The 26,303-nt window shown below is 41.2% G+C and carries 35 protein-coding genes; 17 read left to right on the forward strand and 18 right to left on the reverse strand.

Annotated elements, in window-relative coordinates:
* The 4 genes from merTP to mobA all read right to left on the reverse strand — a co-directional run.
* Positions 1-482 (reverse strand): mercuric transport protein MerTP (gene merTP / locus BLW20_RS11315; protein WP_143037781.1); only part of this gene is annotated, 482 nt, incomplete at its 3' end.
* On the reverse strand, positions 479-853 hold the full coding sequence (locus BLW20_RS11320) for an ArsR/SmtB family transcription factor (protein WP_091100906.1): 375 nt from the start codon (positions 851-853) through the stop codon (positions 479-481). The genes BLW20_RS11320 and merTP, both read right to left, overlap by 4 nt.
* Before the next feature lie 96 nt (positions 854-949).
* Positions 950-2,230, reverse strand: a complete 1,281-nt coding sequence (gene mobB / locus BLW20_RS11325; protein ID WP_091100910.1) for a conjugal transfer protein MobB — start codon at positions 2,228-2,230, stop codon at positions 950-952.
* On the reverse strand, positions 2,227-2,670 hold the full coding sequence (gene mobA, locus BLW20_RS11330; RefSeq protein ID WP_091100914.1) for a conjugal transfer protein MobA: 444 nt from the start codon (positions 2,668-2,670) through the stop codon (positions 2,227-2,229). The genes mobB and mobA overlap by 4 nt, the downstream gene beginning before the upstream one ends.
* A gap of 697 nt (positions 2,671-3,367) precedes the next feature.
* Between mobA and BLW20_RS11335 the strand changes: the two genes are divergently transcribed.
* From BLW20_RS11335 to BLW20_RS11345, 3 genes are read left to right on the forward strand one after another with little or no spacing between them, the layout of a single operon-like run.
* Positions 3,368-4,135 (forward strand): ParA family protein, encoded by a 768-nt coding sequence (locus BLW20_RS11335; protein ID WP_091100917.1) that lies wholly within the window; start codon positions 3,368-3,370, stop codon positions 4,133-4,135.
* 12 nt (positions 4,136-4,147) lie between these two features.
* Positions 4,148-4,558, forward strand: coding sequence for a DUF3408 domain-containing protein (locus BLW20_RS11340; RefSeq protein WP_091100921.1), 411 nt, complete (start codon positions 4,148-4,150; stop codon positions 4,556-4,558).
* Between the two features lie 2 nt (positions 4,559-4,560).
* Complete coding sequence (locus BLW20_RS11345; protein ID WP_091100925.1) at positions 4,561-5,196, forward strand: conjugal transfer protein TraD; 636 nt, start codon at positions 4,561-4,563, stop codon at positions 5,194-5,196.
* Positions 5,197-5,256: 60 nt separating this feature from the next.
* On the opposite strand, the gene BLW20_RS11350 is transcribed toward BLW20_RS11345, so the two are convergent.
* Positions 5,257-6,051 carry a cation efflux transmembrane domain-containing protein gene (locus BLW20_RS11350; protein ID WP_091100928.1) on the reverse strand — a complete coding sequence of 265 codons (795 nt, stop codon included), beginning with the start codon at positions 6,049-6,051 and terminating at the stop codon, positions 5,257-5,259.
* A 5-nt stretch (positions 6,052-6,056) separates the two neighbouring features.
* Positions 6,057-8,228: a TonB-dependent receptor gene (locus BLW20_RS11355; protein ID WP_091100932.1), complete on the reverse strand. Its 2,172-nt coding sequence runs from the start codon at positions 8,226-8,228 to the stop codon at positions 6,057-6,059.
* Between the two features lie 587 nt (positions 8,229-8,815).
* Between BLW20_RS11355 and BLW20_RS11365 the strand changes: the two genes are divergently transcribed.
* The 14 genes from BLW20_RS11365 (at position 8,816) to BLW20_RS11435 (ending at position 19,724) form a co-directional block, all read left to right on the forward strand.
* Positions 8,816-9,121, forward strand: coding sequence for a DUF4134 domain-containing protein (locus BLW20_RS11365; RefSeq protein WP_002993181.1), 306 nt, complete (start codon positions 8,816-8,818; stop codon positions 9,119-9,121).
* Positions 9,122-9,132: 11 nt separating this feature from the next.
* A complete protein-coding gene (locus BLW20_RS11370) occupies positions 9,133-9,465 on the forward strand; it encodes a DUF4133 domain-containing protein (RefSeq protein WP_091100936.1) in 333 nt (110 codons plus the stop codon).
* Complete coding sequence (locus tag BLW20_RS11375) at positions 9,462-11,990, forward strand: TraG family conjugative transposon ATPase (protein WP_091100940.1); 2,529 nt, start codon at positions 9,462-9,464, stop codon at positions 11,988-11,990. The genes BLW20_RS11370 and BLW20_RS11375 overlap by 4 nt, the downstream gene beginning before the upstream one ends.
* A 20-nt stretch (positions 11,991-12,010) precedes the next feature.
* The gene (locus tag BLW20_RS11380) at positions 12,011-12,643 is read left to right on the forward strand and encodes a DUF4141 domain-containing protein (protein ID WP_091100942.1); all 633 of its coding nucleotides are present in this window, start codon (positions 12,011-12,013) and stop codon (positions 12,641-12,643) included.
* A 3-nt stretch (positions 12,644-12,646) separates the two neighbouring features.
* Entirely contained in the window at positions 12,647-13,642 is a 996-nt protein-coding gene (gene traJ, locus BLW20_RS11385; protein WP_091100947.1) for a conjugative transposon protein TraJ, read from the forward strand.
* A gap of 26 nt (positions 13,643-13,668) precedes the next feature.
* The gene (gene traK / locus BLW20_RS11390; RefSeq protein ID WP_091100950.1) at positions 13,669-14,292 is read left to right on the forward strand and encodes a conjugative transposon protein TraK; all 624 of its coding nucleotides are present in this window, start codon (positions 13,669-13,671) and stop codon (positions 14,290-14,292) included.
* Between the two features lie 10 nt (positions 14,293-14,302).
* A complete protein-coding gene (locus tag BLW20_RS11395; RefSeq protein ID WP_091100953.1) occupies positions 14,303-14,734 on the forward strand; it encodes a hypothetical protein in 432 nt (143 codons plus the stop codon).
* A 20-nt stretch (positions 14,735-14,754) separates the two neighbouring features.
* On the forward strand, positions 14,755-15,042 hold the full coding sequence (locus BLW20_RS11400; RefSeq protein WP_091100957.1) for a nitrogen regulatory IIA protein: 288 nt from the start codon (positions 14,755-14,757) through the stop codon (positions 15,040-15,042).
* On the forward strand, positions 15,029-16,369 hold the full coding sequence (gene traM, locus BLW20_RS11405) for a conjugative transposon protein TraM (RefSeq protein ID WP_091100961.1): 1,341 nt from the start codon (positions 15,029-15,031) through the stop codon (positions 16,367-16,369). The genes BLW20_RS11400 and traM overlap by 14 nt, the downstream gene beginning before the upstream one ends.
* A 28-nt stretch (positions 16,370-16,397) precedes the next feature.
* The gene (traN, locus tag BLW20_RS11410; RefSeq protein ID WP_091101015.1) at positions 16,398-17,300 is read left to right on the forward strand and encodes a conjugative transposon protein TraN; all 903 of its coding nucleotides are present in this window, start codon (positions 16,398-16,400) and stop codon (positions 17,298-17,300) included.
* Between the two features lie 21 nt (positions 17,301-17,321).
* Positions 17,322-17,882 carry a conjugal transfer protein TraO gene (locus BLW20_RS11415; RefSeq protein ID WP_091100963.1) on the forward strand — a complete coding sequence of 187 codons (561 nt, stop codon included), beginning with the start codon at positions 17,322-17,324 and terminating at the stop codon, positions 17,880-17,882.
* 11 nt (positions 17,883-17,893) lie between these two features.
* Positions 17,894-18,343, forward strand: coding sequence for a DUF3872 domain-containing protein (locus tag BLW20_RS11420; RefSeq protein ID WP_091100967.1), 450 nt, complete (start codon positions 17,894-17,896; stop codon positions 18,341-18,343).
* A 111-nt stretch (positions 18,344-18,454) separates the two neighbouring features.
* Positions 18,455-18,736, forward strand: a complete 282-nt coding sequence (locus tag BLW20_RS11425) for a molybdenum ABC transporter permease (protein WP_091100971.1) — start codon at positions 18,455-18,457, stop codon at positions 18,734-18,736.
* 604 nt (positions 18,737-19,340) lie between these two features.
* A complete protein-coding gene (locus BLW20_RS11435; RefSeq protein ID WP_091100976.1) occupies positions 19,341-19,724 on the forward strand; it encodes a response regulator in 384 nt (127 codons plus the stop codon).
* 77 nt (positions 19,725-19,801) lie between these two features.
* Here the strand turns inward: BLW20_RS11435 and BLW20_RS14595 are convergent, their stop codons facing one another.
* The 12 genes from BLW20_RS14595 to BLW20_RS11495 all read right to left on the reverse strand — a co-directional run bounded on the left by BLW20_RS14595 (position 19,802) and on the right by BLW20_RS11495 (position 26,205).
* Positions 19,802-19,984: a hypothetical protein gene (locus BLW20_RS14595; protein ID WP_143037782.1), complete on the reverse strand. Its 183-nt coding sequence runs from the start codon at positions 19,982-19,984 to the stop codon at positions 19,802-19,804.
* A gap of 86 nt (positions 19,985-20,070) precedes the next feature.
* Entirely contained in the window at positions 20,071-20,877 is an 807-nt protein-coding gene (locus tag BLW20_RS11445) for a PRTRC system ThiF family protein (RefSeq protein ID WP_091100984.1), read from the reverse strand.
* Entirely contained in the window at positions 20,874-21,599 is a 726-nt protein-coding gene (locus BLW20_RS11450; RefSeq protein ID WP_091100988.1) for a PRTRC system protein B, read from the reverse strand. Before BLW20_RS11450 ends, BLW20_RS11445 begins: the two co-directional genes overlap by 4 nt.
* On the reverse strand, positions 21,596-22,765 hold the full coding sequence (locus tag BLW20_RS11455; RefSeq protein ID WP_091100992.1) for a hypothetical protein: 1,170 nt from the start codon (positions 22,763-22,765) through the stop codon (positions 21,596-21,598). Before BLW20_RS11455 ends, BLW20_RS11450 begins: the two co-directional genes overlap by 4 nt.
* A gap of 17 nt (positions 22,766-22,782) precedes the next feature.
* Positions 22,783-23,001: a PRTRC system protein C gene (locus BLW20_RS11460; RefSeq protein ID WP_091100995.1), complete on the reverse strand. Its 219-nt coding sequence runs from the start codon at positions 22,999-23,001 to the stop codon at positions 22,783-22,785.
* Positions 23,002-23,019: 18 nt separating this feature from the next.
* Positions 23,020-23,628, reverse strand: a complete 609-nt coding sequence (locus tag BLW20_RS11465) for a PRTRC system protein E (protein WP_091100998.1) — start codon at positions 23,626-23,628, stop codon at positions 23,020-23,022.
* A gap of 11 nt (positions 23,629-23,639) precedes the next feature.
* Positions 23,640-23,837 (reverse strand): hypothetical protein, encoded by a 198-nt coding sequence (locus BLW20_RS11470; protein WP_177165079.1) that lies wholly within the window; start codon positions 23,835-23,837, stop codon positions 23,640-23,642.
* Positions 23,837-24,061 (reverse strand): hypothetical protein, encoded by a 225-nt coding sequence (locus tag BLW20_RS11475; RefSeq protein WP_002993146.1) that lies wholly within the window; start codon positions 24,059-24,061, stop codon positions 23,837-23,839. Before BLW20_RS11475 ends, BLW20_RS11470 begins: the two co-directional genes overlap by 1 nt.
* 18 nt (positions 24,062-24,079) lie before the next feature.
* A complete protein-coding gene (locus BLW20_RS11480; protein ID WP_091101001.1) occupies positions 24,080-24,418 on the reverse strand; it encodes a molybdenum ABC transporter ATP-binding protein in 339 nt (112 codons plus the stop codon).
* A gap of 25 nt (positions 24,419-24,443) precedes the next feature.
* Positions 24,444-24,641, reverse strand: a complete 198-nt coding sequence (locus BLW20_RS11485; protein ID WP_091101002.1) for a DNA-binding protein — start codon at positions 24,639-24,641, stop codon at positions 24,444-24,446.
* 52 nt (positions 24,642-24,693) lie between these two features.
* Positions 24,694-25,767: a DUF932 domain-containing protein gene (locus BLW20_RS11490; RefSeq protein WP_091101007.1), complete on the reverse strand. Its 1,074-nt coding sequence runs from the start codon at positions 25,765-25,767 to the stop codon at positions 24,694-24,696.
* 45 nt (positions 25,768-25,812) lie between these two features.
* Positions 25,813-26,205: a single-stranded DNA-binding protein gene (locus BLW20_RS11495; RefSeq protein ID WP_091101011.1), complete on the reverse strand. Its 393-nt coding sequence runs from the start codon at positions 26,203-26,205 to the stop codon at positions 25,813-25,815.
* Positions 26,206-26,303: the final 98 nt, after the last annotated feature.

Here is a 26,303-nt window from a genome sequence, read left to right on the forward strand (position 1 = left end):
GCGTTTGAACTTATTATTCCTGTCAATTTATTTACTTCGTGATTTACGTGTTCGCCACAACTTGCACAAGTCATTCCGCTAATCGTAAATTCTACTTTTTGAATATTGGATTTGTCCACTACTATGATTTGCTTTTCTTTCTTTGGGTAGAAAATGCTTGAATAGTATGGAAAGGCAAGCATAACGATTGCAAATGCTGTTACAATTCCTAAAAACATTTTTGACTGAATGAATTTTGGTTTTTCTTCTGTCTCACAGTTGCAGTCAATTTGCTTTTTTGGTTTCAACTTTTGATACCAAGCAAAACCAAGAACCAAAATTGTCAAACCGATAAAATACGGTCTGAAAGGTTCGAGCCAAGAAAAAGTAGAAGCAAGTCCGCTTGTTCCTGCTACTAAAGCCAAGACTGGAGTAATACAACACAATGAAGCTGCAATTGCTGTTAAAAGTCCTGCTCCGATTAGTTTTTTGTCAGTTTTCATAATGTTTCTAAAATTTTGTTTTCGTCAAGTATTTTAAAAAACGGTTTCAGCATTTTTTCATATTCCTTGGTCAATGAATAAAAAATAGTTTGGGCCTCCCTGTCTGTTTCTACTAGATTACGGTCTTTAAGTTTTCGTAAATGTTGTGAAACTGCCGAGATTGTCATTCCAAGAACGTCGCTTATATCGCAAACACAAAGTCGTTTTTCTTCGTAAAGTAGGAAGAGAATTTTAAGTCTTACGGTATTTCCTGCCAATTCAAGCCCATTCGATAAATAATCAAACGAATCGTTAAGCTCTAAAACCCGGTCTTTACAGCGGTTTATTTGTTCAATGTCTGCTTGTTGACGTATACAAGAATTATTACCCATAGTGCAAATATAGTTAATTCGTTTATTTAAGCAAATGCTAAAATACAATTTAACAAATCGTTTTAAAAGCAGATTTTAATTCCAAAAGATGACTTACTATAGTCTTCTTTTCTTTTTCTTCATCCTATTAGCAAAATCCTGTTCCTCGTAATCTTCCCCCTGTGCTTCAGGTATGAGCAAACCTCCAAAGGCTTCTATCAAACCGTCTTCGTGTTTTTCAGTATTTAAGAAGTCGAACAAATGATGTGGTTCTTCCGCAGGTAAATCCTCCGTATCAGTTGGTTTGGACAATTTTGGTAGGGGTGCAACTGGCTCTTTAATCTCCGCTTTGATATTATTGTTCCAATAATCATTAAAGGTATTGGCAGAAAGTTCTTTTGCCAATCGTGAACCGTTCCAAACGCTTTTAGAGTTGTGGTCAATAAAAGTCATTCCGTAAATACGACCAGTTTCATTCCGACGAACCACTACATTAATCCCTTGCTCCCCTAATTGTTTTTTAAAAGCCTGTTCATTGTTTGTGGATTGCAGGGCAATGGTAACGGCTGATTTTAAAGTCTGTTTGGTTGCGGTATCTTTCAGGGTTGTTTTGCATTTCGCAAAATGCAATTCCAAAGCCGGAAGCCCTGCGTTCTTTCCGAAAAACGAAGCCTTGAACGGATGTCCTGCTCTTTCACCTTTCTCATTCAATGGAATGTACAATAAACCCTGCTGTGCCTTTCCGTGTAATTCTCCCTCCACTTTCTCGGTGGTAATATTGAACAGGGAAAGCAAAGCATTGTATTCTCCCAAAGTTTGGTATTGATAATAGTTCGGCAAGTGGCGAATGACCGAAGCAATCTGACTTTTTATATCACTTGCCCGATAATCCACCGGACGAAAAACCTTATCATTGTGATTACGTTCTTTGTCCGTTGCGGGTATCAGACCGTGTTTTCTTTCCAGTTCACGGCATACACTCATAGACCGCATTTTCTCAAAACTATCCGAAATTTTCACGCCCTGTTCGTCCACGCAGACCGATACGATATGGATATGACTACGGTCAATATCGGTATGTTTGAAGACCACAAAAGGCTGTTCGCCGTAACCCATTTCCCGCATATATTCTTGTGCCATTTCCCGATACTTGTCATCGCTAACTTTATCTTTCGGGTCGGGATTGAGCGAAATATGCAAGGTGTGATATTGCGTATTGCGATTTGCGATAAGGTACGGCTCAAAAGATTGGGTTAATTGAGAAACGGTATATGCTCCGCTTGGCGTTTCAATTATCTTATTGGTAAACAGAATTTGTCCGTTTTCCTTTTCCACTTTCAGATTATTATATGCCAAGGCACCGTACAGATTCTCGCTTCTTCCGATTTTCGCTATCATTTTTCACGCTGTTTTTTCAGGTGTTTGGCTTCAAATTCTTCGGTTAGCTGAATAACTTTTTGACATAAAATTGCCATTTCTGCCGTCTGTTTTTCCAATTTGTAAAGAAATGCAGCGGCTTTTTTCTCCGAAAAATGACGGTACAACAGCTTTACAATCTGATTATAATTGACACCTATTGCCCGAAACTGACTGTGAAATGAAGTCAGTCGCATATAATAATCGACCGTTCCTTTATCAATCTTGACCGATTTCATTTCTTTTCCAAACACCTGCGAAATGATAAACTTTGCTTTATTGGGCATTCCCGATGCTTCAAAAAGCGATAAAAGTTTGGCGTTTTCCTCGTCCGTAAGACGGAAAACGTGGCGGTGTACGCTTGGGTTAAGCTTTGGCTTGCGACCGCCTTTATTCTGTTTTCTGTTATTGTTCTCATTCATCACTAATCCATTTATAATCTACACGAAAAGCCGACTTCGGAGGTTTTCCTGCCCCCTGCAAAGGGCAAGTTGTTTTGAGGCACTAAATTCTATTTAGAGTGCCTCAAAACACAACTTGCCGTGTTCTGATGAACACAAAAATCCGCCCTGCGGGACGGATTAAATTTAACAGGGAAAAACGGCTCGATGCCGTCCTGTGTCGTGTCCATTTTGTCGAGATACTTTTGCATAAATCCGTTAATAAAATTCATTACACAAAGTAAAGCCTCTTTACGAAAGGATTGCACTGTTCAACAGTGCCAAACACTGCCTTTGAACGCCAAACACTGCCACGCATCAAAGAGCGGATAAGTTATTCGTTTTATTTGCCGTACGGTTTTAGTGCAGGCAGTAAAAATTGTATTACAACAAAGAAGAAAAACAGGTTTGCAAACAGTCAATTTGGCGTAAAAGCATAAAGTTTTAAAGGCATACAACTATAAAAGTGTAAAAGCATAAAAGCGGTAAAGCATTTTACCTTTTGTAAGCCTTACCACTTGCCAAAGAATTTACCCGACAAGGCTGTAAGGAAAGCAAAAAGCCGTACAGGAAAACACCAAAGAAGTAATGCGGGAATTTGGTAATGCGGGCATATTCAAATACAGGACTATACAAACCTGCTAAATAAGTAAAGTATATAACAATAAATTTTTAAATAATGGAAACAACAAGGAAAACTTTAAAAATCAGCTTCTCCACCCAAAAAGGCGGTGTGGGAAAATCTACGATGACCACCTTACTGGCGAGTGTGTTGCACTACCGGTTAGGTTATAATGTCTTGGTAATGGATTGTGACTTTCCGCAACACAGCCTGACCAATATGCGTGAGCGGGACAAGAAAACCATAATGCAGAATGAGTACCACAAAAAGGTGGCAATGAAGCAATTTCAGACTATTAACAAAAAGGCATATCCAATTATCAAAAGCAAGGCTGAAAATGCGTTGGAAAGAGCTTCGGAATATGTAGAACAGTCGGCAGTTGTACCGGATGTTATTTTCTTCGACCTGCCGGGAACAGCCAATACCAAAGGTGTATTGACGACCTTGAAAATGATGGATTTTATATTCTCACCCATAACCGCCGACCGTTTGGTCGTGGAAAGTACGTTGGGCTTCACCAAAGCCTTTCTTGAACTTCCAAAAACTGTTGAGGGCAACGATAACCAGGAGCTTTGGCTGTTCTGGAACCAAGTGGATGGCAGAGAAAAAACTGGTTTGTATGAGGCGTATCAAAGTGTTATCAAAGAACTTAACCTGCCTATTATGGAAACAAGAATAATGGATAGCAAGCGTTTTCGTAAGGAAACGGACGACACAAGCAACTACGTGTTCAGATCAAGTTTGCTGCCTGCCGAAACACAACTGTTGAAGGCAACGAGAATGGATCTGTTTGTAGAGGAATTTTTAAAAATAACGCATCTATAAAAGAATTAGACAATGAGTTCAGACAACAAAAACAACGATTTTAAAAAGCCCGATGTTGATGAGGATTATTTGATGAACATCATAAGTGGCGATGAGCCTGTTGTTCCGCCTCAAAATAATCAACAACCCGAAACATCTAAGGCAACAAAGCCCAAACCCAAAGAAAAAGCCCGAAACAGCCCATCCAAAAAAGCAGATTATGAGGAAACATTTCTGGTCAATCGTTTTCCTTCAGGTCGAAACGGAAAGGTCGTTTACATTCGTCCAGAATATCACGAAAGGTTGTTACGTATAGTACAATTAACAAGAGAAGAAAAGACTACACTCTATTCTTATATCGACAACATTCTTGAACACCATTTTAGAGAGTACGGGGACGATATTACAGATTATTTCAACGAACGTTTTAAACCAATTTTATAGTTATGGAAATTGTAATAGTAATATGCCTGCTGATCGTCATTGTCCTGCTTTTGCAGGATAAGATTATCATTAAGAAAAGGTCAAAACAAAAACCTCCGCAAAAGAAAGTCAATCCGGATCTGCCCGATATTATGGGACAGCCCAAACCCGTAGAACGCCTTTCAGTGCCAAACACTGCCAATGAACGCCAGATTGAGGAACCAGAGGTAAATCCCGATAATTTAGACATTGAATACGACGAAAATGAAAACAGGAGTATTCAGATTCCGCAGGAAGAGCTGGATGAAGTTTTTAGCAATCAACCTGATTTTGAAGAAGAGGAAGAAGAATGGAACAGGTACGGAATATCTGGTGGCGACGACGGTTTTGCCCAAGGGGTTACCTTTGAAGAACTAAGCTCCGTGGGGATGTTGCTTCAGCAAGAAAAACTGGAGTCATCTCAAAAGGAAACAGCGATAGCAATCGTTCAGAAAATACAGGGAACCGAATTATTTAGTCTGCTGGAAAATTCTATAGCGGGTGCATCCAGTAAAATTGCCAAGCTATTGGATAGCTCACTCTCATCTGAAACGGAAATCAGTTCTTCCACTTTGCGGAACAATGATTTAGATGATTTTGATATTGGGGAGTTTGTCTGAAACGGAATTATTTTAATTGAGCCTGAAAAACTAAATTTCAGGCTCAACTTATTTTTACATTTACTTTGCCAACTTCAATATTCTGTAAGCCCCTCTTGCTACAATTACAAATACAATAGCTCCAATAATCAAATCTGGATAACTTGAATTGAGCCAATTAACTAAAAGACCAGCAACAATAACTCCCGAATTGATAATGACATCATTTGATGTGAATATCATCGAAGCCTGCATATGCGCTTCTTTACTTTTGTTCTTTTGTAAAAGATAAAGGCAAAATACGTTTGCAATCAATGCTAAAACTGAAACGACAATCATTGTCTTGAAATCGGGCATAGCTTCAATTCCCATAAAACGTCTGATTACTTCAACGAAACCTATAATAGCCAGTAAGACTTGGAAGTATCCTGCAAATCTGGCGATGTTGTTTTTTAAAGCGATTGTTCCACCCACGGCGATTAATGCCAATGCGTAAACGACACTGTCGGCAAGCATATCCAAACTATCGGCAACCAACCCCATTGAGCCTGAAAAAACACCGAATAACATTTCCAATCCAAAGAACAGGAAGTTGATAATCAATACGATCCAAAGTAATTTCCGTTGCTTGTTGCTTGTATCTGTTTCAACAACGAAATTACTTTTTTCGGTTGAAACCAATGTCGTATTTAGATTCAGTGTTCCCAGAGCCAAAAAAATTGGCTCTGGGTTTCCATCGTGATAAACGTCTAATTTTCTATTGGCTATATCGAATTCCAATCCTTTTACCGTATCAAAGTCTTGCAGTTTCATACGGATTAATTGCTCCTCGCTTGGGCAATCCATTTTAGTTATATTGAATATGGTTTTTTCCATTTATTTTAAAGCTTAAATTTTATTCCTCCGTTAATCACAAATCCGTCCAAAGGTGCATAAATGTCTTTAAAAACTGGATTGGTTATTGTTCCTGTATAAATGCTGTCAAAGCGTGTTTGTCGGGTGTCGAGGAAGTTTTCAAAGTTGATGTACAGAGAAAATCTTTCCCAAATCTTTTCAGCCATAAATCCAGTAATAAAGTAATCTTTGCCCGTAGTTCCATTATTCAGTTTTTGGCGACTGAAATAATAGGCTTCCAGACCAATTTTCCATTTGTCTTCTATTTCATACATCAGGATGGAATTAATGCGGTGTTTTGGTGTTAAAGGGCTTTCTACAGTCGTTCCATTTTGGTGTAATCGGGCATCTGTATAGGTATAACCCAAAAACAATTTCAGGTCATCATAACCAATTTTAATATTGGTTTCTGTTCCTTTGGTATGGATGTAGCCAGGAGAATTAACAAACTGATACAGATTTGCCGAGGAGTTTTCAAGTAACAAGGGATTATCCAAATAGGTGTAAAAGAACAATTGATTTATGCTAAATGACCAATCTTCCCCAATGTAGGTGCGGTAATTGATGTCTGCATTTGCTCCATAACTTTTTTCCAATTTATTGGTCTTGTCGTCAATGGGCATTACATTTTGATATTGTAGGCGTTCGCTTTCTTCCGTAAAAATGGTAGGTGTTTTATAGCCAAATCCACCACCAACTCGTGAAGTTAAGCCCTCGGCAATGTGGAATAGAGCCGAAACTCTCGGTAAGAATACCACCCCATAATCCACAACATAATCCGTTCTAAAACCTGTTTCCAATTGAAACCAATCCGTAGCATTAAAAGAATTTTGTACAAAAGCACCGAATGTAGTCTGATTATAATCTCTCAACGGAGATGCCATAATCTGCTTTTCTTTGAAATTATCCGTCCAAATATTAATACCTGTGACCCATTCCGATTTTTCAGTACTGTTGGTGTAGTTGGCTTCGGTAAAACTTGCTGTTTGTGTTCCCTCAAACTGATAGTTTGGAATGGTAGTATTTCGGTTAAAATAACTTACACTATTTTTGACTTGAACAGTACTGTTTTCATTGATGATATGGTCGAAAACAAATTGTGTGGAATAGCGTTGTGTTTTATTTTCCTCAAAATATTGGTTTGTATTATCTCCATTTCCTTTGATGTAAAGCATATCACCTCCCAAACGGCTCTCGATCGTTGTGTTGATACCGAAGTTCAGTTTCGTCTTTTCATTGAAATAAACGAAGAGCTTCGGATTCAGTACATAGCGTTCGAATTGTGGAATAGCGGATAGCCCGTTCTTAGCAGGATCATAAGCTGCGTTACGGTTATGGGAAGCAAATATAGTTGTTCCAATTTTATTAAACCTTTGTCCATAAAAGCCGTTTATATCCAAACCCCTGCCGGATGTTCCATTGAGGTGAAAACCTAAATCTCTCTCATAGGTCGGCGTTTTGGAAATCAGATTGACCAGTCCAGCTATTGCTCCGCCTCCATATAGTGTAGATGTAGAGCCTTTGATGACTTCTACTTGTTTGAGGTCAAGTGGTGGTATCTGTAACAAACCCAATCCACTTGAAGCACCTGAATAAATGGGGAAACCGTCTTTCAGGATTTGTGTATATCTTCCATCAAGTCCCTGAATACGAATACTTGCATTGGCACTGGTAGGCGAAGTGGTTTGTACGTGAATACCTGTGCTTTCCGCTAAAAGCATACGAATATCTCCCGGTTTCATGTTCCCTTTTTCGCCCAGTTCTTCACTTCCAATAAATTCAATACGGGTAGGGATATTTTGTATACTCCTTGTGCTTCTTGTGGATGAAATGACAACTTCCTCTAACTCCTCTGAACTTTCTTTGAGTAAGATTTCAATAGGACTGTTGTCAGCTAATGGAAATTCCAATGTATCTATATAGTCGTTAAAACCGATATAGCTAAAATGTATTTCCTGTATCCCATCAGGAATATTTTCTATTATGATGAGACCGTTTTCGTTTGATGTAGCGGCAAGCGAGGTTCCTTTTATAGATGCTGTCACTCCAATCAAAAGATTTTTGTTTTCACTGTTTCTAATAACAGCATTTAAAGTGTTTTGTGCAAATACACAGAGATTTAGTGTCATAAAAAATGACACAAAGACTATTTTTTTCATTGTATAAAAAAACATTAATGTTTGAAAAATGAGAATTGACGGTTTGTAGCACCGTAATCTGTTATTGTGCCGAAGACACTAAAAACATTAATTAATCTTAGGGGGTTGCCAAATGGAAGAGAGGAAGTCTGAAACAGCTGACGCTGTTATTACACCTAATTTCTTTTTAGGTTGTTGGACATAATTGGATGTTAAAGCATAAAAGGAAGTAATTACAAATCCAGTACAGGTATTGCATTTAGAAAAAGGCGAGCAACATTCCATACCGCAATCGTCGCTATCTTGTTCTTGACTATTTGTTGTTTGATTCACTAGGTCAAAACATTTATCTTCCATAAAGCTTGGCAAGGTCGATAAGACCAAAACCATTAATGCTAATATGTACGACAAGGATTTCATTTTACGAAGATAGTAAAAACCTCTCTCTTCCTGTCAACACCTCTCTATTTTCTTTAGCAATTCAGCCACCCACAGCCAAACAATTCCTCTCACTGCCACTTTGTTATCACGCCTTGATTTCTAAAACACCTTTGTCCCGAAAGTCCGCAAGGTGCGGGATAACAGTAACAAATTAATGTGTTTCAATTATGAAAAAACAAAGTAAAAAAGTTTTGCTGGCAGCCGTAGCAATGCTGTCAGGAATGGGTGCGTTCGCACAGGGAAACGGGTCGGCAGGTATCAACGAGGCTACCCAAATGGTAACGTCTTATTTCGACCCTGCCACCCAACTCATTTATGCGATTGGGGCGGTTGTCGGCTTAATCGGAGGTGTTAAGGTGTACAACAAATTCAGCTCGGGCGACCCCGACACATCGAAGACGGCGGCTTCGTGGTTCGGTGCGTGTATCTTCCTGATTGTTGCGGCTACTATCCTGCGTTCATTCTTCCTGTAAACCTCTGCCTTATGAACAGTTATAACATTAACAAAGGCATTGGCAGGACAGTGGAATTTAAAGGGCTGAAAGCCCAATACCTGTTCATATTCGCTGGTGGTCTGCTCGGTACGCTCATCTTCGTGATGATATTGTATATGGCTGGCGTAAGTAATTACGTCTGCCTGTTTCTCGGAGCTGGCGGTGCTTCGCTCATTGTATGGCAGACCTTTTCGCTGAACCGAAAGTACGGAGAACACGGACTAATGAAAGTAGGTGCGAGAAAACGACACCCTCGCTACATTATTTGTCGTAAGCCTGTACGCAGGTATTTAAAATTCACTCCTAAACCGAAAGCCGTATGAGAAATGTAGCCAAAACAACCACATTGGAACATAAGTTTCCACTCTTGGCAGTAGAAAACAACTGTATCCTGTCCAAAGATGCGGACATAACCGCCTGTTTTGAAGTACGATTGCCTGAGCTGTTTACGGTAGCATCGGCTGAATACGAAGCTATTCACTCCGCCTGGCATAAGGCGATTAAGACATTACCCGATTTTACAGTCATTCACAAGCAAGATTGGTATATCAAAGAAAGCTACACTCCCGATTTGGCACAGGAAGACCAGAGTTTTCTTTCCAAAAGCTATCAACGGCATTTCAACGAACGACCATTCCTGAACCATTATTGCTACCTGTTCCTGACAAAAACGACCAAGAACAGAATGCGTATGCAAAGCAATTTCAGTTCGCTTTGCAAGGGTACGCTTATTCCAAAGGAAATCAATAAGGAAACGATACATCAATTTATGGAAGCGGTCGCACAGTTTGAACGTATCGTGAATGATAGCGGTTTTGTAAACCTGCGACGTTTGACCGAAGACGACATCATCGGAACAGACGAAAAACAGGGATTGCTGGAACAATACCTTACACTTTCGAGAGAAGCCGGAACACCAATGCAGGACATCGCATTAGGAGCGGAAGAAGTGCGTATCGGCAACAAAAGGCTGTCTTTGCACACCTTGTCCGATACGGACGACCTGCCTGCAACTGTTTCGGCTGATACCCGCTTTGAAAAGCTATCTACCGACCGGAGCGACTGCCGTTTGTCGTTTGCTGCACCCGTAGGGTTGTTATTGAGCTGTAACCACATTTACAATCAGTACCTATTCTTGGATAACAGCGAGGACAACCTGCAAAAGTTTGAGAAATCTGCCCGTAATATGCACTCTTTAGCCCGTTATAGTCGGGCGAACCAAATCAATAAGGAGTGGATTGAGAAGTATCTGAACGAAGCACACAGCTTCGGGCTATCTTCTGTAAGAGCACACTTCAATATTATGGCTTGGTCGGAAGACCCTGCGGAACTCAAACAGCTAAAGAACGATTGCGGTAGTGCGTTGGCACTAATGGAGTGTAAGCCCCGCCACAACACGACAGACGTTGCCACATTGTATTGGGCTGCAATGCCAGGCAATGCTGGCGATTTTCCGAGTGAGGAAAGTTTCTATACGTTTATAGAACCTGCCTTGTGCTTCTTTGGAGAAGAAACGAATTACCACAATTCGCCCTCTCCGTTCGGTATCAAAATGGCGGACAGGCTTACAGGAAAACCAATCCATTTGGATATTTCCGATTTGCCGATGAAACGTGGGATTATCACGAACAGAAACAAGTTCATACTTGGTCCGTCAGGTTCGGGAAAATCTTTCTTCACTAACCATATGGTACGCCAATATCACGAACAGGGTGCTCACGTTCTACTCGTAGATACGGGTAACAGTTATCAGGGATTATGCGAACTCATCAAAGGAAAAACCAAAGGCGAAGACGGTGTTTACTTCACGTACACCGAAGATAACCCGATTGCGTTCAATCCCTTTTATACCGATGACGGCGTGTTCGACATCGAGAAACGTGAAAGTATCAAAACCCTAATATTGACCTTATGGAAACGTGATGATGAACCGCCGACAAGGTCGGAAGAAGTAGCATTGTCCAATGCTGTTTCCGGTTACATCGAACGTATCAAACAAGATGATACTTATCCGTCATTTAACGGCTTCTATGAGTATGTAAAAGGCGGCTACCGCAAAGTATTGGAGGAAAAACAGGTAAGGGAAAAAGACTTTGACATTGCCAATTTCCTGAACGTTTTAGAGCCGTATTACAAAGGCGGCGAGTATGACTATCTGCTGAACTCGGATAAGCAATTAGACTTGTTATCCAAACGCTTTATCGTGTTTGAGATTGATGCGATTAAAGACCACAAAATCCTCTTTCCCATTGTCACAATCATCATTATGGAAGTGTTCATCAACAAAATGAGACGGCTGAAAGGTGTCCGTAAGCTCATTCTAATCGAGGAGGCTTGGAAAGCGATTGCCAAAGAGGGAATGGCAGAATATATAAAATATCTCTTTAAAACGGTAAGGAAATTTTTTGGAGAAGCCATTGTTGTAACGCAGGAGGTCGATGATATAATTCAATCTCCCATTGTGAAAGAAAGTATCATCAATAACTCCGACTGTAAAATCCTGCTCGACCAGCGTAAGTATATGAATAAGTTCGACGATATACAGGCGATGCTCGGGCTTACCGACAAAGAAAAAGGGCAGGTATTATCTATCAATATGAACAACGATGCCAGCCGACTTTACAAGGAGGTTTGGATAGGATTGGGCGGAACACACTCGGCAGTGTACGCAACGGAAGTAAGCCTCGAAGAATATTTGGCTTACACGACAGAGGAAACCGAAAAAATGGAAGTGATGCAATTAGCTTCCGAATTGGACGGAAACGTGGAACTCGCCATTAAGCATATCGCTATGCAACGGCGTGATAATGTAAATCAACCTGCCTACCGTCAGGCAGGTAGTAATTAACAATCAAAAATTTTAAGACAATGAAAAAACTGTTTTTATTGGTGCTTACGGCAATGCTGTTTGCCGTTTCACCGAGTGCAAAAGCTCAATTTGTAGTAACTGACCCTGCGAATTTGGCATCGGGTATCATCAACTCCGCCAATGAAATCGTGCAAACCTCATCCACCGTGTCCAACGTGGTAAAGAATTTCAACGAGGTAAAGAAAGTATATGAACAGGGCAAGGAATACTACGACAAATTGAAAGCTGTAAACAACCTAGTTAAAGATGCCCGAAAAGTGCAACAAACGGTACTACTCGTAGGCGATGTGTCTGAAATGTACGTGCAGAATTTCGGCAAAATGATGAATGATCCCAACTTCTCCGCACAGGAATTGGCAGCTATTGCCAACGGCTATTCGGCATTGCTGAATGAAAGTACCGAGCTTCTCAAAGAGTTGAAACAGATTGTAACCTCTACAAGCCTGTCATTGAATGATAAGGAGCGTATGGATATTATCGACCGTGTGTACAAAGAGGTCAAGGAATACCACAGCTTGGTAAGATACTACACGAATAAAAATATCTCTGTAAGTATCCTACGGGCAAAGAAACAGAACAATACCAAACGAGTGCTTGACTTGTACGGAACTCCTAACCAAAAATATTGGTAAGCTATGGAATTTCAAAATTTGCACGAAGTCCTACGCTCATTGTATGATGAGATGCTCCCACTGTCCGCCGATATGGCGGCAGTGGCTAAAGGAGTAGCCGGATTGGGTGCTTTGTTCTATGTCGCCATAAAAGTATGGCAGGCATTGAGTAGAGCCGAACCCATTGATATGTACCCGTTGCTCCGTCCGTTCGCATTAGGCATCTGCATTATGTTCTTTCCGACTATCGTTTTGGGAACCATCAATGCGGTGTTAAGTCCGGTGGTACAGGGTACGCACGCTATCCTCGAAAACCAAGTGCTTGACCTCAATGATTTGCAGGCTAAAAAAGACCTCTTGGAACGTGAAGCAATGTTGCGAAATCCCGAAACTGCTTATTTGGTGTCCAACGAGGAATTTGATAACAAGCTCGAAGAATTGGGCTGGTCGCCGGGCGACCTGATTACGATGTCGGGAATGTATATGGATAGGTTTGCCTACCAAACCGAGCAAGCCATTAAGAATTGGTTTCGCAACCTGCTCGAAGTGCTTTTTCAGGCCGCTGCGTTGGTCGTGGATACGATACGAACATTTTTCCTAATCGTGTTGAGCATATTGGGGCCGATAGCCTTTGCGATTTCCGTGTGGGACGGTTTTCAGTCCACACTCACGCAATGGCTGACCCGATATGTGAGCGTTTACCTGTGGTTGCCCGTCGCCGACCTGTTCAGCTCAATGCTTGCCAAAATCCAATCCCTGATTATCGAAAAGGATATACAGATGCTTGCTGACCCGACCTATATACCCGATACGGGTAATACGGTGTACATCATCTTTATGATTATCGGTATCGTGGGATACTTTACTGTACCAACCGTTACAGGCTGGGTAATTCAGGCTGGTGGTGCTGGAAACTTTACCCGAAACGTGAACCAAGCCGCTATGAAAGCCGGAAACGTGGCAAGTGCCGGAGCTGGTTCTGCTGCCGGAAATATCGGAGGTCAGCTACTCAAAAAATAATGTAAAACGAATAATCATTTAAAAAAATGGAATTTAAAACTTTAAGAAATATAGAGAATAGCTTCCGGCAGATACGTCTGTACGCAATAGTGTTTGCCGTTCTCTGTATTGGTGTAGTAGGATTTGCCGTATGGAAATCGTACAGCTTTGCCAATGAGCAACGCCAAAAAATCTATGTCCTTGACAATGGCAAATCTTTGATGCTTGCTTTGTCACAAGATGCGAGCATCAACCGACCTGTGGAAGCAAGGGAACACGTCAGACGTTTTCACGAGCTTTTCTTTACGCTTGCACCCGATAAAAATGCTATCGAGAGCAATATGGCAAGGGCATTCAACCTTGCCGACAAATCAGCTTTTGACTATTACAAAGACTTGTCGGAGAAAGGGTATTACTCCCGTATCATATCAGGGAACGTACAGCAACGCATTGAAGTCGATAGTGTCGTGTGCAATTTCGACAATTATCCCTATTCGGTGAGGACGTATGCCAAACAGTTTATCATACGGTCAAGCAACGTAACACGCCGTAACCTGATTACTTCCTGCTATTTAGTGAACTCTGTAAGGTCGGATAATAACCCACAAGGGTTTAATATCGAAAAGTTCGCAGTAGTTGAAAATCGGGATATAGAAGTCATTAACCGATAAAATTAAGGCTATGAAACAGTTACTTGATTTGGATACATTCGCAAAAACGCTGACCGATAAAGGTTATGACGGTTATTTTCATACACAGGCTGATTATCCCGACAAAATCAAAAACAGCATCAGTAGGTTTTTGGAGGCTTGTGAGAACGGTACGGACAAACTATATAACCCTGATAGATTTTTACTGAACACTTACCTCGAATGGAATGGAGAAGATAAACCTTACACCCAATGTCATGTGTACTTGAAGTACGAAGACAACAAATTCGATGTGCGGAAAATGGAGATTGAAAGGAAAGACCGTTACGGGCATTTAATGAAAAAAACGGAATTAATAAACCTTACAACAGGAACAGTTCCGACCCGAAAAGAAGCTATCGCTTTGGTGTCCGACACGCCTAAACAAAAAATTCCCTCCCCAAAAAGAGGGTTTAGAATGTGATAACCCATAATCATTAAAGTATGAAAAAATTAAGGGAGAAAATGGATAGGTATTTTGACAGGCTGGACGACCGTTGGCGGTCTTTGCCCGTAGGCAAACAGCACCTTTATACGCTTTACTTCTTTGTCGGTTATCTGCTCCTGACCGTAGGGGTGGTCGCCAAAGTATGGTACGATACCAAACAGTCAAAAAACGATATGCACATAGAGCATATCGAAAACCCCGTCCTCAAAAAGAACGAAAGCCCTGCAAGATTGCAGGACACATTATCAACAATTTTAAAAAATAGGATTTATGAAAGAAAATGAAAACAAAAAGTCGGTTGTTCGGGTAACTGAGGGAAACCTGAACGAAACCGCTGATGTACTGCAAAACGGTACAGAGAACAAAACGGAAAAACTCAAAAAGCCATTGATTTTTGGTTTAATGGCTATTGTTTTCGTGGGTTGTATGTATTTGATTTTTAAACCGTCGGAAGACAAAAACGAAATCGAGAACATTGGTCTGAACGATGCCGTTCCACAAGCTACCGAAGCCGGACTGCCCGACAATAAGGGCAAGGCTTATGAGCTTGAAATGCTCGAACAGAAAGACCAAGAGAAACGTAATGCTTTGGCTACGCTTTCAGATTATTGGAACACAGACAACAGCGATGAACCGATTGACGAATTTGCCGACGAAGAAGAAAGCTACGGCTATGGTAGTGGCAGAAATTCGGGGAGAAACGGCAATCCTGCACTGAACAGCTACCGCAATATGCAAAGTACATTGGGGTCATTCTATAATGACGACAATTCGGAAACAATGGAACTTCGCAGACAGTTGGACGAACTCAAAGAGCAATTAGCGGAGCAAAATCTACCCAAGCCTGTAACCGTAGATGACCAGCTTGCTTTAATGGAGAAGTCCTACGAAATGGCGGCAAAGTATCTTCCTGCCAATACGAACACAAGCACCGCAGAAAATGCACCTGCAAGCGGTACGGCAACAGGAACAACGGGAGCTAACCAAAAAGAGCATTTTGTAGCGTTTACTCCTACAAGAAAAAACACCGTATCTGCTTTGTATCGTGAGCCATCAGACAGCGAGTTTTTGGAAAATTGGAGCGAAACCCGAAATCGAGGCTTCTATACTGCTGGTGCTACCGAGCAAATTGTACAACCAAAAAACAGTATCAAAGCCTGTGTACACGATGCACAAACGGTTGTCGGCGAAACGGGTGTAAGATTACGATTATTAGAGCCTGCCAAAACCCCAATCCGTACAATCCCACAAGGAACGATTGTAACTGCCAATGCCAAGTTTCAGGGAGGACGTTTACAGCTCAAAATTACCTCTATCGAATTAGAGGGAAATATTATCCCTGTGGATATTACCATTTACGATTTGGACGGACAGCAAGGTCTTTATGTTCCTTACTCTCCTGAAATGAACGCCCTAACCGAAATGGCTGGCAATATGAGCCAAACAGGAGGAACGAGTGTGATGCTCACACAAAATGCCGGACAACAAGTTGCTGCCGATTTAAGTCGTGGCGTAGTACAAGGAATTTCGGGCTATTTCGCCAAGAAAGTACGCACACCGAAAGTTACGCTAAAGGCAGGACACCAAGTCTTCCTTGTATCAAAACAATAAATCAATGTTGAACTCAAACAATAAAAAAATGAAAAATTTATTTAGGACATTTTGGGCAGTTGCCCTGATAATCGGCTTTGCCGTAACCTCTTTTGCACAGGATAGTGCAAATGCAAAAACTCCGCTTGCATTGGGCAAGATAGAACCCTACAAAATGGAAGTTACTTACGACAAAACTTCGCATTTGATTTTCCCGACCGCTATACGGTACGTGGATTTGGGGAGCGAATACCTGATTGCCGGTAAAGCGGAAGATGCCGAAAACGTTTTGCGTATAAAAGCTGCTGTTAGGGATTTTGAACCCGAAACAAACTTTTCCGTGATTACCAATGATGGACGGTTTTACAGTTTCAACGTTTATTATAGTGGGTATCCCGATGTGTTGAGCTATGACCTGCTGACGATGCAAAAGAAAGTGGATAAAGCCAATGGTAACGATGTGCTTTTCGAGGAATTGGGAAACAATTCTCCGTCTTTGGCAGGCTTGTTATTGGAAACCATTTACAAGAAAGACAAGCGTATCGTGAAGCATATCGGGGCTAAGAGCTTTGGTATTCAGTTTATACTGAAAGGTATCTATATCCACAACGGCAAATACTATTTCCACACGGAATTAAGAAATAAAAGCAATGTGCCGTTCAATATTGATTTTATCAATTTCAAAGTTGTCGATAAAAAGGTAGCCAAACGTACCGTAGTACAGGAACGTCCTTTGACACCGCTAAGGGCATACAAGCCTTTGGAGCAAGGCATAAGCGGGAAATCGACCAAACAAAATGTGTTCCTGTTAGACCAATTTACCATTGCTGATGACAAGGTGCTGCTAATTGAAATCTTCGAGAAAAACGGTGGCAGACACCAAACGCTTCAAGTGGAAAATTCAGATTTAATCAAAGCCCGTGTAATCAACGATATGCACCTGAAATTTTAATAACCTTTTAAAGAAAGAACAATGAAAAAGTATATCCATACCGTGATGCTATTTTTTATGGCCATCACGGTTTCACAGGCACAACGAATGTTGCCAAAGCAAAAAGGACTGGAAGTGAGTACGGGCATTTTGTCCGATGATAAAATCGGTAACGATTATTATATCAATCTCGGAATGACCGTAAACGGGAAAAATGGGAATTATCAAATCTGGGCTTTGGAGTACACGCACCAATACCACGATTATAAAGACCTACGCATACCGCAGGAAACTTATACTGCTGAGGCCGGTTACAGTTTGTTCCTGTTGGGTAATGCCCGAAAGAACATTACATTGAATGCAGGAATAACAGGCGTAGTCGGTTATGAAAGCATCAATCGTGGCGAAGCAATGTTGTATGACGGTGCGAAGATAATGAGCGAGGATAATTTCATTTACGGTGCTGGAAGTCGGCTGACCTTTGAAACGTATTTGTCTGACCGATTTGTATTGGTTCTTCAAGGACGTACAAAGGTTTTATGGGGTACAGATTTGCGACAATTCAGACCGTCCGCAGGTGTGGGATTAAGGTTTAACTTTTAAAATTTGAAACGATGATAGCAATATTTAATAAATTCAGAATAGGAATGTTGCCAATATACCTAATGCTGGCAATCCTGTCAGGTTCTATTTCGTTGGTATCTTGTAGCAAAGATGATGAACTCGAAATACAGAACGATTTTCCTTTCGAGGTCAATGTAATGCCCGTACCAAAGGAAGTAGCGGACGGGCAGACCGTAGAAATACGCATTACCATACAGCGTACAGGAAACTACACCAACACGCAGTATTTTCTCCGGTACTTCCAATTTGACGGAACGGGAACATTAAGGTATTATGATGAACTGCCGTACCTGCCGAACGATTTGTACTCGTTGCCAACGGAGCAATTCAGGTTATACTATACTTCCACATCTACCGTATCGCAATCCTTTGAAGTTTGGATTTCGGACAGTTTCGGGAACGAGAAACAAATAAGTTTTCAATTTAACAGTAGTGATTAGAAGGAGACCGAAATATAAAAGCAAACCGACTTTAACAGGTTGGTTTTTTACTTTTAAGTATCTAATGCAAAGTGTTTTGTTTAAATTTACTTGAATTATAATCTTACTGTTATGGATACGGTTACGGCTCAATTAGTGTTTGGTATTATTGTTATCTTGATTGCGATAGGGCTTCTTTATTGGATAAACCGCAGAAAGTTTTACAGACGTAGTGCGGCAGGCGTAGAAATGTTTTCAAGGTATTCTACTGCTGTAACCGTGCGTTTTTTGGAGCGTATCGGCAAATGGTTTGCATATGTCCTGATTATTCTCGGAATTGTATGTATATGGACGTACAGCCAAATGAAAAAGGATAAGGAAAAACAGGAAGTAAAAACAGAACAACCTACTTAACACTGACCTCTTTCTAATTGTATTCTTAAACTAATCAGATAGCCCAAAAAATTATCCGATTTTCGTTTGTAGCAAGCGTAAAAAGCCAAAACTGCTTTCAGAGCCAAAAGGTGCAACATTCTCCAGCCCTATACCGTCCTGTAATGAACGGGGAAATTTACTTGTCTGGCGAAGATGTGTGCAGGTTGCTGCATATCAGCATACTTCACAGCAATACCGTGATGACAGCATTTTACCATGTGTATAAATAGGTGGCAAGATTATCTATAAAGAGAGTGATATTCTGACAATCTTGGAACAGAACTATACCGGGAACAATATGTTTTGATTGCAATTAATTGTTCCGACTGCATTTCTATCAAAATGTCTTTAGTATATTTGTAGTTGAAAATATAGAAAATACTTAAAGTGTTTTTGCTTTAGGTCTTGGTACTAAAAACTGGTAATTTTTGTAACCCCGAGGCAATAAGTAAGAACGCTCACGTTATGGCGTGGGCGCTCGCTTATTCGGGGTTAGGCGTACCAGTGCCTTAGTATCGGTAAGTGTGGTTGCCTACGCTCTTTTTTTGTAGGCTACCACAAACTAACATTTAAAATTGGTAGTATGGAAACTATAAAAAGCCCCAAACAAACCAGCCTCGCATTTATCAATGATAAAAGCCCGCTTATAGACTTAACCCACAATGATCTTATTGCTTCAGGAGCTGATGTCTTATTCCGTTCGGAAAACGTTGAGGACGGTTTGTCAAAATTGTCGGCATTAACATCACTTCCCGAAGTCTGTATCATTGACCTTGATTTTTACGACAGGAACGTATTGGAACAGCTGAGGGAACTAAAGACGAAATACCCAAGTATCAGACTAATTGCCCACAGTGATATTGATGATAATGAAACGGTGAATGCTCTGTCGGAAATAGGTATAGAAAGCTATCTGTTTATCGGTAGTGATACGGACGACTTCAAAAAAGCCATTGAGAGAGTTTAAAAATGACAAAAGATATTTTAGTGGGGGAGTAGCGAAAATTGCACAGGAATATTTCAGCAACCGGTAACCGTCCAATTTCAATAGTATAAAATATCTGTTCCAAACAAGCGACGTTCTTTTGCTTCTTTTCTTTGGTCGCAGATGTGAAAAGAAAAGAAGTCGATTTTTCCAAAACCAATCTTTGGGATAAAGAATATCCCACGCATAATCTGGCAACCTGTTTGGAAAAATGCAGGGAAAGGAATGGTGTAGTGGTGCATTTTACAAAGTGGTTGCACCTTATTCAATGCGAAAAGACGGTTCCGACCAACGGAAAGATCTGCCTTTTCGCCGCCGATTTTTTGGGTTAGACGACCTCTACCGGTTGGGTTCGGAAATCTTTCAGATTAAGGAAGAACCCCCTGTTCTCGGTCATTCCGTTGCGGAACAATCCCCAAAGCAATTCACAACCCATTTGAGCCAATGAGCCATTGATAAACAAATCCTGTTTTTGCAATGCTTCCGCAAGTGAACAACTTGGCGTGTCGTCCTGCTGTTCGGATTGCTTCAGCAACTCCCCAAATTCTTCAGTAACAAATGGCAGACTTGCCACCGTTTCGTACTTCTCCGAATTGGGTTGCTCTATCTCTCCGATAGTGGATAATAATACCTGTCCAGTATGCCTACTGTTACCAAAGTCCAACCAATATTTGGGGGTATCCCTGTAATTTTTTCGGTGGCTGAATACACGCAATATTTCAGCTACATTAAAACGTGCCTGTACGTTATCCACACAGGTAATGGTAATGGTCGCTTCTGCTTCTTGGGGTATCATTCCGAAATTATCCCTTTCAAATTTTCGGTTCTCCGCTTTCCAATTCGTACCGATACAACGGTTTACACGGTTGATTAAAGCAACGGATTTGTACAATCCTGTTTCGCTTTCAAAAAAACGCTGTCTGCCTAAATTGGCGGTCGTGATAATATCGTCATCCCACAACCTTACGGAAAGTCCTGCGTGTCCTAAAGCTATCAGACTTTCATTTATCTCTAACAAGGCGGTCAATACTTTTGAGCCAGTGCCACCTGCCCCGATAAGGTTTACCGTTATCGGATTGGTCGGGTTTAACAGGTAGTTATCTGTAAAATGTACTTTTGTTTTTTCGGTATTCATCTGAGTTGGTTTTTAAGGATTTTATTGTTCTTTTTTAAAGCTTCTTTCGGAAAGGGTTTGCCTGTATTAACAAGGTCTTTCCATAGGTTTACAATGTTTTGGCGTGTCAGATTTGCAACCAATGAATGGCTGAAATAGGAATTGAAAAAATAATGCTCCCACGCCTGTATAAATTCCTCGACCGAAGCCGAATTTTTAATATCTATGCTTACCGTTCCCATACATACGTTGCCCTTTTCGTAGATGTTGAAAAATGGGGCGTAATGCAATGGCGTTTTTTCGGTGGGTCGCCTGTCGCTTGCCAAAGCGAATACGGTAAGACTGCTTTTGTTAGCTATCCAAAGCATTGCAGGTACTTGTGCCTTTCCGTTGGATATGTCCAGACCGTCCACAAAATACAGTTGCCTTTGCTGTGCTTTTGTGTACCATAGCACCATGCCTTTATCGTTACTCGGGTTGATATGCAGAACATTTGTCGGCAAAATTCCCTTTGGCTTTAAAAAAGCTTGGCTCTTTTCTTCATCGGTCTGTAAAGACTTCGCCAAAACATTGGCTTCCTTTACGCTCAAGGGATGGGCGTTGATAGGGTTGCCGCCCCTGTCCATATCGAAATGCTCTACATACATTGATTTTTCTGTTCCTTTGGCTTCGTAAAAAACCAAAGCGGATTTTGGGTGGTATAATGTCCCGAAATCTTCGGTTATATCTGTTGCATCGTTCATTTTTCTACTGTTTTATAGTTGTGCAATAGTGTACATAGGTCATCCAATAACACAAAAAGACGATTTTCAAAATCAAGATTGTTTGTGGTTATTTCAATTCCGTCAAATTGTTTGGTAATGGTCGGTTCTTCTATCGCTCCGTACTCGTTAAATTCGTTGTTGATACTGTCCGAAAGGCTTTCATATAGCCAACCTTTGGTATCAGCGATAAAGGAAATATACTTTTGCATTCCGATGACCTCATTTTCGTAATCATCGTCATAAGGGTCTTGCTCGGGAATGGGTGCGTTTCTGAAAACGGATGCTGTCGGGTATTCCGTATATAGGTCAAACGCATTACAGGCTATCTGCCAACATTCCCTGTCGAATGTGTCACGGCTTTTAAAAAGGTTTAAACGCTGTTCAAATACCGTTAAATTGATACGGTTGAATAGCCTTTGTTCTACGCTGTCGCCAATATATTCAGCAATCGCAAATTCACGTTTGTAGGTTTCCATTTCTTCTGTTTCATCGTCCTGTTCTACCCAATCTTTGTGCATCTCATATAGCCAATACAGATAGCTTTCTTCTTGCCTGTAATACGGAATATCCGCAATGTGGTACAGATAACTGTAAACCGAAATAAGTAATTGGGCATTCTTCTTATGCTTCGGGTCGTGAAGCATTTTAAAGAGCGGAACAATGGGGATATAATACAGGGTCGTACCTGTATTATACTTTTCCTCACTCACAAAAAAGGTTTTCTGACTGTCCTGTATCAGTTTTAAACTATCCCAATTTGCAACGGTTCGTTTCAATTGGTTATCCATATCCCACATAGCCAATACCATATTGTAGGGATAGCTGTAATCCTGTCGGGTCTGCATCGGTTCAATGCTGTAATGCCTGGCAAGTTTGGAAAGGGACTGATAAAAATCCCTTTCCGTTTTCTGACAAGCCTGTACGGATTGTGCCGTTTTCAGTTTCGGCAGAAACGTACACTTTAGCAAACCATTGGTAGCATTGCTATCGGTACGGATTTCCGTTTGTCTTCCCGAACTTCGTTTGCATCTTTTGGTCTTTGCATCCAGTCTGCGAACTCGCCCAACTGTCGGTGTAATTGCCGTTGCCTTTTCTGTTCGGGTATGCTGATTGTTCCCAATATTTTGTTGCGTTGCATAATTCATTGCTTTTAAATTTTGGTTTAACCTTTCGTACCCATTACGCTTTCAAACCTGTACTCGACTGCATCGTCTTTTATCTTGGGTGCCGATACCTTTGCAGTCGTCAGTATCGGATACATATTGGCGTAATAATTCATCACGGCTTCCACGCTCCAACGTGGTTCGGGGTCAGTCAATGGAATATCCTGTCCTTTATCTTTGAGTATGAAAACTCTCGGTAATACTGTTGCTAATAACATAATGTTCGTTTTTAATTGTTAATATTCTACTTCTTCGTTTGTTGTATTTATTGGGCAATAGGTAGCAACCTCCTCCGTTTTTGGCGGTTCGGGTTGCTCCTCCGTTACTCCACCAAAAAGGCTCGGTGTCCCGAACTTGTCGGACAATGACGTTTTGCGTTTGCGTATCTCGTCCGCTTTTTCGGGAAACTCCGTAATGTCGGGTACTTTCATCCACGCTTCACGGAACTTGCCCTCTTTCTCCAACTCGTCCACCTTTGCCATACCGTCTTTGTACTTCTTGTCTTTGGTTTCTTTTTCCTTTTTGGCTTTCTCGGTTTTCTGCTTCTCCATTTCGGATTGCAGTTTGACGGTTTCCATTTGCTTCATAAAGGCTTCCATATCCACCATTAAACCCGATATGGCTTTAATTGGTGCGTTTATCTGCTCAAAAAATCCCTCGTCAAACTCCTGCGGAGTGGCGTTAAAAATCAATGGGGGAATGAGGTTTTTCGCACTATCTCCGCATTGCTCATTGTTGAGCAATACTGTTACGATTAGTTTGTTTTCTATCCCCTTAGAAATGTTCAGTTGCAATATTCCTGTAAAATCCAACTGCTGTACTTGATTGAAAAAATTTGTGTTCATTGCTGTGAGTTTTAATGTGTTGTTACTTGTTCTTTGATGGCTGTAAGTTTCTCGTACATATCCGCCCAATAGGTTTTTTGCCTCTTGTCGAACTCGGAAAAACGCTCGTCCTCGTGGCGGTATTCTTTGTACCGCCCTGCTATTTTTATGGCTTCCTTTAAATCCGTTACTTCGATTTGGCAACCGTTTAAATCTGTTACGTACATCATTAATCGTCTTTTAGGATTACCATCGTGTTATGATTAAAGGCATAGTCAAACGCACCGTTTGATACCCTATGCCTTCTTCGCAGTTCCACGCCCTCATCATCCCAACCAAAATCGGGAAGACCGTTTACCCTTGCCACAAGCTGTGCATTGGTCAAGTGCTTAAATCGCTCCCTGCAAAACTTTTCAAGGTCTGTTTCTTTGGTAATTCTATCTGTTGTTTCCATCTTTGATTGCTTTAAGTGTTAATGACTGATTTCTGCTATTTGGTCAATCCTGCCATAGATTATACTCCGTAGGCTCGTTTTGTCGGGTGCGCTGTATTCCTGCCAACTGTCGTACTGCTTCACTACATAGGTTTTTAGAATATCATCAAACCCAAACCGATAACCCATTAGGGGAACTGCCCTGTTAAAAAAGGCGTTTCGGTTTACCGCTTCCGCAATCCAATTTTTCTCGGCTCGGCTTAGCTTCTCGCCCTTGTTCAGTTTTTCCCTTAGCTGATAGACCTTTGAGGTTTTCAGCGTTTCCAATTCGGGTACTTCGTGGCTGACAAATTTTATCGCTATGGCGTTCGTTTCCATTGTAACTGCTTTTGAATGTTATGCGTTAATCTTCGGTGGCATAAACCCCATTTACATAGTAGCCGTATAATTTTTCCCAAAGGCGTACTAAACCGTTCGTGCCTATATAGAAATGCTCTGTACGATTGCAGTAAATGATAAATACGCTTTCGCCTTTGTGCTTCTTTTCAAGGCTCTTGGCTCTCGCCAAATTTTTGGCTTCCTCTATTGTTATCGCTTTCATAAAACTTATTTTTAACAGGCTACCACCGATTGTGGCGGTAGCCTGTGATTATCTAATTGAGGTTTAGGATTTCCGCACCGTCTTTCGCAAAGGCTGTACATAGGTCAAATGCTTTTTGTCCTTTCATTTGAGCCGTTCCACCCAATACAATACTCTGTAACTTGGCTTCGTCATCCCTGTAATTGCGTACATTTTGGAAGTAGCCTGTAACAGCATTGTATGCTCCGAACAATGTGCCTTTTGTCGTGTCCATTTGTTGCGTATCACTCGTCATTGCATAGGCAAACGCATCGTTCACGGTATTTTTAAACATTGTTGATATTTCGTCTTCAGCACCTTTTTTGATGAGCTCAAGGGTTTCTTTGTTCGGGCATAGTGCCAATTGGATTAGCTTTCTGACCTCTTGGTCTGTTGCCCTTATCGTTGTCCAGTCATTGAAAATACCCTGTAGCTGGTCGCTCAATGTGTTGGCTAACCCCATTATCCTATGTGCATTCTCGATACGCTGTTTTGCTCCCGATGTGTGCTTGATACGGACTACATTGGTCATATTCCGCAATGAAGCGTTAAGGGTGTTTTGGCAAACGATACGGATAGGCGTAAACGCTGCGGTAATACTTCCGCTTCCGTCGTGGCTTGTGGTAAGGAAGATGTATTTTTCCGTTACATCATCGCCATTGCCGACACGGATATAGTCGGGCAATTTGGCTGTGATAAAAATGCGTTCGCCTTTGCCCAATGCCCCTGCGGTTTCGTACAGAATACCCTCGCCACCTCCTACGATAGCATCAAAGAAATTGAATGCTTCACGGTTCTGTACGATATGGTAATCCTTACCGACTACGCCCAATACGGCATTGTTATCGGTGCGTATGTTGGCGAAATAGTTGGGTACTTCCAATTCGCTACTGCCTATCTCGATACCTCCTGCGGTTTCGATAATGCCCGAACCTTTGGTAAACAGTGGGGATTTTATGACTTCGTAATCCAGTCCTGCGTGTCTGATTGCTTCCTCGCTTGTGGGGTACTGCTCCACGATTTGCCCCAAACCGTGCCACGCTTTTTGCTGTACGGTAAAGAAACTGTACTTTCCTGTTCTCTCGTTGAAATTGATATTATGTGCCATAATGCTTAAAATTTTGATGTTTGAAAAATGATTGAATATTCGTTGTTAAAATGGGAGGTCGTCCTCGGTTGATATTCCTGCAATACTGTTGTTTTCTACTTTTGCAGTAGGCTGTACGGTTTCGGCTCTCTTGCTACCTCCGTGCAATTTGATTTGTGAGGTATGGAAATTAAGTCCTGCCCTTGGTTCTCCGTCTTTGTTTACCCACGCTCTCGGGCTTACACGCCCTGTGAGTTCTACCAAAGTTCCTTTGGTCAGTAGCCTTGCCACATTTGGAGTTATCCAATAGGCACAATCGAAGAAGGTCGTTTGCTCAACCCGTTCGCCCTGCTTGTTACGATAGCCGTCGTTTACCGCTACTGAAAAATTTACTACCTGTTTTTCGTTCGACAATGTGCGTACTTCCGCATTTCTTGTCAGTCTGCCTGTGATGTTCATTTTTGCTAATTTTTAGTGATTGATATTTGATTTAATTTTTCTGATTTATTCGGTAATGAGAGGAGGTGCTGTTTCGTTTCATTACCATTTTCAATGCT

Origin of the sequence: Paenimyroides marinum (assembly GCF_900108395.1) — a bacterium.
Lineage (GTDB): Bacteria > Bacteroidota > Bacteroidia > Flavobacteriales > Flavobacteriaceae > Flavobacterium > Flavobacterium marinum.

Coding starts and splice junctions, on each gene's coding strand:
- BLW20_RS11320 (WP_091100906.1), bottom strand. CDS start 853: ATGGGTAATAATTCTTGTATACGTCAACAAGCAGACATTGAACAAATA.
- mobB (WP_091100910.1), bottom strand. CDS start 2,230: ATGATAGCGAAAATCGGAAGAAGCGAGAATCTGTACGGTGCCTTGGCA.
- mobA (WP_091100914.1), bottom strand. CDS start 2,670: ATGAATGAGAACAATAACAGAAAACAGAATAAAGGCGGTCGCAAGCCA.
- BLW20_RS11335 (WP_091100917.1), top strand. CDS start 3,368: ATGGAAACAACAAGGAAAACTTTAAAAATCAGCTTCTCCACCCAAAAA.
- BLW20_RS11340 (WP_091100921.1), top strand. CDS start 4,148: ATGAGTTCAGACAACAAAAACAACGATTTTAAAAAGCCCGATGTTGAT.
- BLW20_RS11345 (WP_091100925.1), top strand. CDS start 4,561: ATGGAAATTGTAATAGTAATATGCCTGCTGATCGTCATTGTCCTGCTT.
- BLW20_RS11350 (WP_091100928.1), bottom strand. CDS start 6,051: ATGGAAAAAACCATATTCAATATAACTAAAATGGATTGCCCAAGCGAG.
- BLW20_RS11355 (WP_091100932.1), bottom strand. CDS start 8,228: ATGAAAAAAATAGTCTTTGTGTCATTTTTTATGACACTAAATCTCTGT.
- BLW20_RS11365 (WP_002993181.1), top strand. CDS start 8,816: ATGAAAAAACAAAGTAAAAAAGTTTTGCTGGCAGCCGTAGCAATGCTG.
- BLW20_RS11370 (WP_091100936.1), top strand. CDS start 9,133: ATGAACAGTTATAACATTAACAAAGGCATTGGCAGGACAGTGGAATTT.
- BLW20_RS11375 (WP_091100940.1), top strand. CDS start 9,462: ATGAGAAATGTAGCCAAAACAACCACATTGGAACATAAGTTTCCACTC.
- BLW20_RS11380 (WP_091100942.1), top strand. CDS start 12,011: ATGAAAAAACTGTTTTTATTGGTGCTTACGGCAATGCTGTTTGCCGTT.
- traJ (WP_091100947.1), top strand. CDS start 12,647: ATGGAATTTCAAAATTTGCACGAAGTCCTACGCTCATTGTATGATGAG.
- traK (WP_091100950.1), top strand. CDS start 13,669: ATGGAATTTAAAACTTTAAGAAATATAGAGAATAGCTTCCGGCAGATA.
- BLW20_RS11395 (WP_091100953.1), top strand. CDS start 14,303: ATGAAACAGTTACTTGATTTGGATACATTCGCAAAAACGCTGACCGAT.
- BLW20_RS11400 (WP_091100957.1), top strand. CDS start 14,755: ATGAAAAAATTAAGGGAGAAAATGGATAGGTATTTTGACAGGCTGGAC.
- traM (WP_091100961.1), top strand. CDS start 15,029: ATGAAAGAAAATGAAAACAAAAAGTCGGTTGTTCGGGTAACTGAGGGA.
- traN (WP_091101015.1), top strand. CDS start 16,398: ATGAAAAATTTATTTAGGACATTTTGGGCAGTTGCCCTGATAATCGGC.
- BLW20_RS11415 (WP_091100963.1), top strand. CDS start 17,322: ATGAAAAAGTATATCCATACCGTGATGCTATTTTTTATGGCCATCACG.
- BLW20_RS11420 (WP_091100967.1), top strand. CDS start 17,894: ATGATAGCAATATTTAATAAATTCAGAATAGGAATGTTGCCAATATAC.
- BLW20_RS11425 (WP_091100971.1), top strand. CDS start 18,455: ATGGATACGGTTACGGCTCAATTAGTGTTTGGTATTATTGTTATCTTG.
- BLW20_RS11435 (WP_091100976.1), top strand. CDS start 19,341: ATGGAAACTATAAAAAGCCCCAAACAAACCAGCCTCGCATTTATCAAT.
- BLW20_RS14595 (WP_143037782.1), bottom strand. CDS start 19,984: ATGCACCACTACACCATTCCTTTCCCTGCATTTTTCCAAACAGGTTGC.
- BLW20_RS11445 (WP_091100984.1), bottom strand. CDS start 20,877: ATGAATACCGAAAAAACAAAAGTACATTTTACAGATAACTACCTGTTA.
- BLW20_RS11450 (WP_091100988.1), bottom strand. CDS start 21,599: ATGAACGATGCAACAGATATAACCGAAGATTTCGGGACATTATACCAC.
- BLW20_RS11455 (WP_091100992.1), bottom strand. CDS start 22,765: ATGAATTATGCAACGCAACAAAATATTGGGAACAATCAGCATACCCGA.
- BLW20_RS11460 (WP_091100995.1), bottom strand. CDS start 23,001: ATGTTATTAGCAACAGTATTACCGAGAGTTTTCATACTCAAAGATAAA.
- BLW20_RS11465 (WP_091100998.1), bottom strand. CDS start 23,628: ATGAACACAAATTTTTTCAATCAAGTACAGCAGTTGGATTTTACAGGA.
- BLW20_RS11470 (WP_177165079.1), bottom strand. CDS start 23,837: ATGATGTACGTAACAGATTTAAACGGTTGCCAAATCGAAGTAACGGAT.
- BLW20_RS11475 (WP_002993146.1), bottom strand. CDS start 24,061: ATGGAAACAACAGATAGAATTACCAAAGAAACAGACCTTGAAAAGTTT.
- BLW20_RS11480 (WP_091101001.1), bottom strand. CDS start 24,418: ATGGAAACGAACGCCATAGCGATAAAATTTGTCAGCCACGAAGTACCC.
- BLW20_RS11485 (WP_091101002.1), bottom strand. CDS start 24,641: ATGAAAGCGATAACAATAGAGGAAGCCAAAAATTTGGCGAGAGCCAAG.
- BLW20_RS11490 (WP_091101007.1), bottom strand. CDS start 25,767: ATGGCACATAATATCAATTTCAACGAGAGAACAGGAAAGTACAGTTTC.
- BLW20_RS11495 (WP_091101011.1), bottom strand. CDS start 26,205: ATGAACATCACAGGCAGACTGACAAGAAATGCGGAAGTACGCACATTG.